The following is a 5160-nucleotide window of genomic DNA, read 5'->3' as shown; positions in this document are numbered from 1 at the left end:
GGCCTAAAAACTCTGGAAGCAATGTGAGCAATGTCGCGCCTTCAAAACCTGTCTCCACTTACTACATAGTCAGTAAGGTGTGGGAGTCTTCCCTCGAAAGCAGACTAACAGTAACCATTATCATTTGTATTTACAAGTGTAATTCTACTTTTTAATATTTTTCATTAATAACGGGATACCAAGTAAGACAACTATCCCAAAATGTAGCGTAACTTGATTATGTGACGACCTTAACTCATCAGCTATAAGCTGACAAAATGGGGAAACTACCTCCCAAGCTATCATCATCTAATCTCAATCACGGTGTCGAAAACGTATCTATTATGTCGGCGCTGTTATCAGCACAATTAAGATCTGGCTTGCTCAGTGAGCAATTGTAAAAAAAGATCCTTCAGCCGGCTTTGGCGACCATGGCTGCGAATAATGGCAGCAATACCTAAATGATGACTTTTTTGCTCTGGGAGTATGGCTTGTAAACGTCCTTGCTCTACCCATTGCTGAGCAAAGCTCTCAGGTAAAAAGCCAATATAGTGACCCGATAATATAAGAGCTGCCCTTGGCTCATAATGATATGCGCGCCCCGCACTTCTTAGCCCTTGTACTTGAGCGCTCGCTTGAGAATTGGTGTATATACCAGGATGAAGAAACTTAGCTTCTGCTAGCTTTCTCTCTAACTCATCAGCGTCTTGCTCGTTAAACAACGGATGAGTGTTACTACAATATAAGAAACAATGCACTTGGTAGAGTGGATGGTAGTCCAACCCTTCTAAATCTCTATGGTAATGAATAAAGCCTACATCAGCGTCTTCACTTAAGACTCGCCGTTCAATCTCACTCATTTGGGCAACATCAACACTCACATTCACTTCCGGTGCGAGCTCCCCTAAACGAGCAAAAATATCCACCATTGAAAACTCATTTTCAAGCCAGAGGTTATCGCTAGACACTATTTTAAGCTCACCGCTTAGTTGCTCATGCAGCTCGTTTACTGAATAACGAAACTCCTCCAGCTTGGTGAATAATCGCTTAGCAGACTCATAAACCACAGCACCATCATCAGTTAATGCAAAACCTGAGCGACCACGACGACAAAGCTTAAGCTTAAGTCGGCTTTCTAAGTTAGACATATGAATACTAATAGTAGAGCGGCTGATGTTTAGCTCAGTTTCGGCTGCCGAAAACCCTCCACACTCCACCACTGTTTTAAATAATTTAAGTAGGCGAATTTCATAATCACCTACCTGACCCAATACTAGTCTGTTTGCATGACTCATAGTTTTACAATCTTCAATGTTAAGGTTGATATGTAGCTATTTATAAAACTTTCACTTGCAGGTTAACATGATCGCAACTTGTGGCCAACATAACGCCACACAGTATTTAACATTCGAGGTGGTCACTATGGGCATGTCAAAGGTAAAGCAAAGTTTAATTAAACAAGCTGGCTACATTAATGGCCAGTGGTGCCAAGCAAACAACGCTAATACTATTACTGTATATAACCCAGCAACCGGCGATGAGCTTGGCCAGGTGCCTGATATGGGACCTAAAGAGACGCAAGCCGCCATAGATGCAGCACACACTGCACTGGCAAGCTGGCGTGAAGTTACACCTAAAGAGCGAGCACGTTTATTGCTCCGCTGGTTTGAGCTGGTGTTAGAGCACCAAGAAGATCTGGCTTACTTAATGACGTTAGAGCAAGGCAAGCCGCTATTTGAGACCCGAGGTGAAGTGCTGTATGGCGCGTCTTATATTGAATGGTATGCCGAAGAAGGTAAGCGAGCTTACGGCAAAATATTTGCCACCCCCTCTAACGATAAACGTGCTTTAAGTATGCTACAACCAATAGGAGTCGTTGCGGCTATTACCCCTTGGAACTTTCCCAATGCAATGATCACCCGCAAAGTCGCCCCTGCATTAGCAGCAGGCTGCACAGTGGTACTGAAGCCTTCTGAAGAGACACCCTACTCAGCGTTAGCCTTAATGGCGTTGGCCGAACAAGCAGGTATTCCTGCCGGTGTGATTAATATGATTACCTCTCATCAAGCCGCCTCCGTTGGCAAAGTACTTACAGATGATAGCCGCGTACGTAAACTATCATTTACCGGCTCAACCCGTGTGGGCAAGTTGTTGTATAGCCAAAGCGCCAACACCGTTAAAAAGCTTAGCCTAGAGCTAGGAGGCAATGCTCCCTTCATTGTATTTGATGATGCTGACCTTGATGCAGCCGTAGCCGGCGCGGTTATTTCTAAATTTCGTAACGCGGGGCAAACCTGTGTGTGTGCTAACCGCATCTTAGTGCAAGATGGTATTTACGATGCCTTTATCTCACGCTTTAAAGACGCCGTTGAGCAGCTAGTGGTTGGCAGTGGTCTTAATGATACGACTACCTTAGGGCCTGTCATTAACCAAGCGGCCATTGATAAAATTGCAGGGCTTGTTGATACCGCACAATCACAAGGTGCACAGCTTATTACTGGTGGCCACCGCCATGATGCTGGAGCATTATTTTTTGCACCGACTATTTTGGCCAACGTCACCCAAAACATGGACATTGCACAACAAGAAATATTTGGTCCAGTAGCTCCCGTTATTCGCTTTAACGATGACGCCGAGGCTATTGCTATTGCTAATGATACGCCCTATGGCTTAGCTGCCTATTTTTATACCGAAAAACACAGCCGTATTTGGAAAGTTTCCGAAGCACTCGAGTTTGGCATGGTAGGAGTCAACGAATGCATTCTTTCTAATGAGATAGCGCCATTTGGAGGAGTCAAAGAATCAGGCCAAGGAAGAGAAGGCTCCTCTTTGGGGTTAGAAGATTATATGGAAACAAAATATCTCTGCATGGGCGGTATTCGCTAGCTAATAACTAACGAAAAGCGACCTGCGATTCACCACTCAAGGTAAGCGTATTTTGGAGATAAAGCGCAACCAATTGAGTTATCCGCATAGTTAAATGGTAAGGAAACATAACAATGCCGCATACATCAAATCAAGATCATAAGAAGGTACTATCTAGACTGGATGTCTTGTTTTTAGCCTTCGGGGCCATGATTGGCTGGGGCTGGGTAGTACTATCAGGAAACTGGATTATCGGAGCAGGCACCTTGGGCGCTATGTTAGCGTTCGTATTAGGAGGTGTACTGGTTATATTTGTTGGCCTTGCCTATGCTGAACTCGCTTCTGCTATGCCCACGACAGGAGGAGCATTAATCTATGTATTAAAAGGTATTGGCTACAAAACAGGATTTGTTGCCGCTTGGGCTCTCGCTCTGGGCTATATTTCTGTGGTTTCTTTTGAAGCTGTTGCACTACCTACCGTGATTGAATACATCTTTCCTGATTACAAAGTTGGGTTAATGTACACGATTCAAGGCTACGATGTTTACGCCTCTTGGGTATTGGTGGGTATGTTAGGTTCGGTATTTATTACCGTGGTGAACCTAATGGGTGTTAAATTTGCCGCTTTATTACAGATGATACTAACCATCATTATTGGCATTATTGGCCTGATGCTGATCTTTGGTGCGGCGGTGAATGGCAGCGTGCACAATGCCGACCCACTCTTAATTGGCGGTGTAGCTGGTGTACTAACAGTAGCCATTATGACCCCCTTTATGTTTGTGGGCTTTGATGTTATCCCACAAACTGCTGAAGAAATGAAAATTCCTCCTCGCTCAATTGGCCGCATTCTTATTGTGTCGGTGGTGGCTGCAGTTATCTGGTACGTAGCAATCATTTTTGCCGTAGGCTTTGGTCTAGATCAGACAGCATTAATCAGCTCAGTACTGCCCACCGCAGACGCCATGAGTAATGTGTTTGGTCATAGTGGCTTTGGCATAGTGCTTATTTTAGGTGGTGTGGCCGGTATTATTACTAGCTGGAACTCCTTTATCATTGGTGGTAGTCGCATTTTATGCGCCATGGCTGAGCGTAAAATGATCCCCGCTTGGTTTAGCCGTCGACACGCACGCTATCACACACCAATTAATGCCATTTTATTTATTGGCACCTTGTCTACCTTGGCTCCTTTATTGGGTCGTCCTATGCTTATTTGGCTAGTAGATGCAGGTGGTTTAGCTATAGTGCTTGCTTATGCATTGGTAGCCGTGGCTTTTGTTAGATTACGTCGCAATGAACCAAACATGACACGTCCCTTTAGAGCCGGACAATCCAGCTTCGTAGGTTGGGCTGCCGTCATCTTTAGTGTGCTGTTTATTGCACTGTATCTACCAGGTATGCCTGCAGCTCTGTTGTGGCCTTATGAGTGGCTTATCTTTGCTGGGTGGTGGGGTGTAGGCTGTTTGCTGATGCTAAAAATGAGAGCTGCACGTAGAGCCGCGGACCCAAAACAGCTCGTATCTACCGCCGTTCAAGACGATGCGCCAAGTACACACTCAGTACAAAATACCAGCATGCGAAAAAGAACCGTATTAAATCCATCGTAAATATAGCAGTACTGTGGGTAGGCTTTTAGAGGTAAAGTTCTACCAGAAAACACAGTGGTGTTACCATTTGGCGAGCATTATGCTCGCCTTTTTTATGTGTGAAATTTTACTAATACCAAACACACTAAATAATCGATCTATTTAAATGCAGTATCAAGAGGAAACAGAGTCACCCCCTATTTCCTCAAGCACCCCGCATTAAGTTGACAGTAATCAAACTAAGCTTTTAAACACCACTATTTATCAAACATACCTTTTTATTCACACTACAGTGACAAGTCATTTACATCATTGTTATATTGATATTCAGAGGGAGTGCCAACATGAGCGCAAACAAATTATCAGCACACTGGATGCCATTTACCGCCAATAAAGGCTTTAAAGAAAAGCCACGTATGCTAAGTGCCGCTAAAGGTATGTATTGGACCACGGATGACCAACGCCAAGTGCTAGATATGACAGCAGGCTTGTGGTGCTGTAACGCTGGGCATGCTCACCCTCATATTGCCGAAACCATCGCCAAGCAAGCGAGAACATTAGACTATGCTCCCAGCTTTGGTTTTGGTCATGAGTTGTCTTTTGAGCTAGCCGACCGTTTAGCGAGCTTGGCCCCGGGTAATTTAAATAAAGTGTTTTACACCAACTCAGGTTCTGAGTCGGTAGACACTGCACTTAAAATGGCATTGGCATATCATTACGCCAAAGGTAA

Annotated in this window: 4 protein-coding genes; 3 read left to right on the top strand and 1 reads right to left on the bottom strand. The window is 44.4% G+C overall.

Features of this window, described 5'->3' with window-relative positions; all coding sequences use genetic code 11:
• Positions 1–347: 347 nt before the first annotated feature.
• Positions 348–1274 carry a LysR family transcriptional regulator gene (locus ACTHY5_RS11145; RefSeq protein ID WP_441879634.1) on the bottom strand — a complete coding sequence of 309 codons (927 nt, stop codon included), beginning with the start codon at positions 1272–1274 and terminating at the stop codon, positions 348–350.
• Between the two features lie 127 nt (positions 1275–1401).
• Here ACTHY5_RS11145 and ACTHY5_RS11140 point away from each other — a divergent pair, with 127 nt between their 5' ends.
• The 3 genes from ACTHY5_RS11140 to ACTHY5_RS11130 form a co-directional block, all read left to right on the top strand.
• Complete coding sequence (locus ACTHY5_RS11140) at positions 1402–2865, top strand: NAD-dependent succinate-semialdehyde dehydrogenase (RefSeq protein ID WP_441879632.1); 1464 nt, start codon at positions 1402–1404, stop codon at positions 2863–2865.
• Between the two features lie 113 nt (positions 2866–2978).
• Positions 2979–4451 (top strand): APC family permease, encoded by a 1473-nt coding sequence (locus ACTHY5_RS11135; protein WP_441879630.1) that lies wholly within the window; start codon positions 2979–2981, stop codon positions 4449–4451.
• Between the two features lie 323 nt (positions 4452–4774).
• The coding region (locus tag ACTHY5_RS11130) for an aminotransferase class III-fold pyridoxal phosphate-dependent enzyme (RefSeq protein ID WP_441879628.1) at positions 4775–5160 on the top strand (386 nt) is incomplete at its 3' end.

This window comes from Oceanisphaera sp. (genome assembly GCF_052084945.1).
Lineage (GTDB): Bacteria > Pseudomonadota > Gammaproteobacteria > Enterobacterales > Aeromonadaceae > Oceanimonas.
This window is presented reverse-complemented; position numbering and strand designations above follow the sequence as displayed.

Excerpts from the sequence above, each read along its gene's own strand:
- ACTHY5_RS11145 (WP_441879634.1), bottom strand. The coding sequence starts at position 1,274 with ATGAGTCATGCAAACAGACTAGTATTGGGTCAGGTAGGTGATTATGAA.
- ACTHY5_RS11140 (WP_441879632.1), top strand. The coding sequence starts at position 1,402 with ATGGGCATGTCAAAGGTAAAGCAAAGTTTAATTAAACAAGCTGGCTAC.
- ACTHY5_RS11135 (WP_441879630.1), top strand. The coding sequence starts at position 2,979 with ATGCCGCATACATCAAATCAAGATCATAAGAAGGTACTATCTAGACTG.